We start from the raw sequence: 1415 nt of genomic DNA on the forward strand, positions 1-1415 counted from the left end.
GACGGCGTCCCCTGTCGTGGTGTAGCGGATCATCGTGAGGGTGTGCGCCGGGGGCGCGTCGTCGTGTGAGCCCCACTCCCTGCCCAGCAGGCGGGCCACCATGCAACTCTCCGAAGTGAACGGCCAGTTCAACTCAGGAGGTGCAGGGTGGCCCTGTCCCAGCATGACCTACTCCGGCTGGTGGAGTCACTACGTTCGGCGGACGGGCTGGAACTCGTCCGGTCCGTGGCCGAGCGGATGCTGCAGGAACTCATCGAGGCCGAGGCGTCCGCGCGGATCGGCGCCGAGTGGAACGAGCACACCGAGACGCGGACCGCACTGCGCAACGGCCACCGGGACAAGACGCTGAGCACGCAGGCCGGCGACCTGGAGCTGGGCATCCCCAAGCTGCGGTCGGGGAGCTTCTTCCCCGTGCTGCTGGAGCGACGGCGCCGCATCGACCAGGCCCTCTACGCCGTCATCATGGAGGCCTACGTCCACGGCGTGTCCACCCGGTCGGTCGACGATCTGGTCAAAGCCCTCGGCGCGGACACCGGGATCTCCAAGAGCGAGGTCTCCCGCATCTGCCACGACCTCGACGGCCAGCTGGCCGCGTTCCGCACCCGGCCGCTGGACCACGTCCGCTTCCCCTATGTCTACCTCGACGCGACCTACTGCAAGGCCAGGGTCGACCACCAGATCGTGTCCCGGGCCGTGGTCATCGCCACCGGCATCACCGAGGACGGCGGCCGCGAGGTGCTGGGTGTGATGGTCGGCGACAGCGAGACCGAGCTCTTCTGGACCGAATTCCTCCGCCACCTGCGCGAACGCGGCCTGGCCGGAGTCCGGCTCGTGATCGGCGATCATCACCTCGGCCTGGTCAAGGCCATCCGGAAGGTCATGCTCGGAGCCGCCTACCAGCGCTGCCGGGTCCACTTCCTGCGCAACACCTTCTCCGTGATCAGCAAAGAAGCGGGCGAGATGGCGGCGACGATCCGCACAATCTTCGCCCAGCCCACCGCGGAGGCGGTCCGCACCCAGCTCGACACGGTCGCCGACATGCTCGGCAAGCAGTTCCCGAAGGTCAAGGACATGCTGCTGGACGCGAAGGACGACCTCACCGCGTTCGCCGGCTTCCCGGAGCGACATTGGAAGAAGATCCAGTCGACGAACCCGCTGGAACGGATCAACCGCGAGGTCAAACGCCGCACCGAAGTCGTCCAGGTCTTCCCCAACGACGACGCGCTCCTGCGGCTGGTCACCGCGGTGCTCTTCGAACTCCACGACGAGTGGGTCGCCTTCCCGCGCCGCTACCTACCCGAAGGCAGCATGGACCAGCTCTACCCCGCCGAGCTCCCCAAACGAGCCCCTGCACTACCCGACACCACGAACGCAACCCCTGACTGATCCGCTACACCACACCAAGGGACACGACC

The 1415-nt window shown here is 67.4% G+C and carries 1 protein-coding gene; it reads left to right on the forward strand.

All coding sequences use genetic code 11. The features are described from left to right. The first annotated feature begins 147 nt into the window (after positions 1 to 147). A complete protein-coding gene (locus ACFYUY_RS40050; protein WP_387908447.1) occupies positions 148 to 1386 on the forward strand; it encodes an IS256 family transposase in 1239 nt (412 codons plus the stop codon). Positions 1387 to 1415 lie beyond the last annotated feature (29 nt).

This window comes from Kitasatospora sp. NPDC004745, assembly GCF_042873275.1.
Lineage (GTDB): Bacteria > Actinomycetota > Actinomycetes > Streptomycetales > Streptomycetaceae > Kitasatospora.